The following is a 1,262-nucleotide window of genomic DNA, read 5'->3' as shown; positions in this document are numbered from 1 at the left end:
CGCGGCGGTGGCGGGCGCGGTGCGCGCCGGCGCGTCCGGCACCTTGCTTGCGTCGAGACCGGGAGCTGCCGCAGGCCGCTGCGGCGCTCTGTTGGCGTCGGGACCTGGCTCAGATGCTGGCCGTTCCTGAGCCGTACTTTCGCGCGCGGCCGGTGCCGACGCGCGCTCGGCTTGCTTCGGCCGAACCTCCGCGAAGCGGTTGATCGGCGCCTCCACCAGCGCCTCGTCGACGCCGGCGCTGGCATAGAAGGCGAGCAGCTCGGCGATCTCGGCGGGGGTGTTGGGGGAGGCGGCAATCATGGCGCCACCATCCTCCGGGCGGCGGCGATTTGCAAGTTGGGCTGCGTCAGCCGGTCGGTATGCGCGGGTCCTGCACCAGATAGAACGTCCAGCGCGGCGTGTAGTCGGTGATCAGGAATTCGAAGCTGCCCGTCTTCAGAGGGTCGATCTTGCCGTTCTTGAACAGGAGCCGGTCATAGGGTTCGAAGTCGCGGTCGAAGTCGGCGAAGTTGCTCGACACGATGTTGTCGGGCGACTTGTTGCGCTGGTCGAAGGACAGGCCGTCGCCGAACACGCTTGGCTGGTCGAGGATCTCCTGCAGCTCGAACTGGAATTCCACCCAGGCCTGGCCGCTGTTGTTGAGGGCCTCGACGCGCATGTACATGATGCCGTTGGCGACCTCGCCGGCCTTGCCGAACGCCTCGATCGGCTTGGTGGTGCGGATGGTCAGCGTCACCGGTGTTGCCGAATTCAGCTCTTCGGTGATGACGATCGGATCCTCCTTGGTACCGATGCCGGAAGCGCCGGTGATGTGGAAGCCGCCGAGCTCGTCGGAAAAGGAATAGGCGCCGGTCGCCCAGACCTTTTGCGGATCGGCATGAGCCGCAGCCGGGACCAGCAGCGAGAGGAGCGGAAGAACCGCGCGGCAAAGCTGGCCGGGCGTGGAGAAGAAGCGCGTCAATGAGAAGCCGGACGGCTCAGGCGTGCGCATGGCGCGAAGTATTGCCGATAAGCAAGCCATGGAACAATTGAAAAACGTTGAGGGAAATGGTTCTTGCCTGCCGGGCGCGACTTTTTGTCGAAATCGGCTTTGTCCGTTAAGCGCCGGTTTCCCGTCGCGAATTGATGCGCTATGCAGCGCATGAGCCAGCACAATGCGGGAAAGCGCGGCAAGCCAGTGAGGGGTCGATGAGCGATATCGAACGCGAGAGCATGGAATTCGACGTGGTGATCGTCGGCGCGGGTCCGGCCGGCCTCGCCGC

The 1,262-nt window shown here is 64.9% G+C and carries 1 protein-coding gene and 1 pseudogene; both read right to left on the bottom strand.

The window, feature by feature from the left end; translation table 11 throughout:
- A pseudogene (locus tag EN738_RS34355) lies at window positions 1-300 on the bottom strand (uracil-DNA glycosylase); the annotation flags it as partial.
- A gap of 46 nt (window positions 301-346) precedes the next feature.
- The gene (locus EN738_RS34350; protein ID WP_127287367.1) at window positions 347-991 is read right to left on the bottom strand and encodes a hypothetical protein; all 645 of its coding nucleotides are present in this window, start codon (window positions 989-991) and stop codon (window positions 347-349) included.
- Between the last annotated feature and the right edge of the window lie 271 nt (window positions 992-1,262).

This window comes from Mesorhizobium sp. M4B.F.Ca.ET.017.02.2.1, assembly GCF_003998955.1.
GTDB classification, from domain to species: domain Bacteria; phylum Pseudomonadota; class Alphaproteobacteria; order Rhizobiales; family Rhizobiaceae; genus Mesorhizobium; species Mesorhizobium abyssinicae.
The sequence above is the reverse complement of the archived record's forward strand: the minus strand, read 5'-3'. Positions and strand labels throughout refer to the sequence as shown.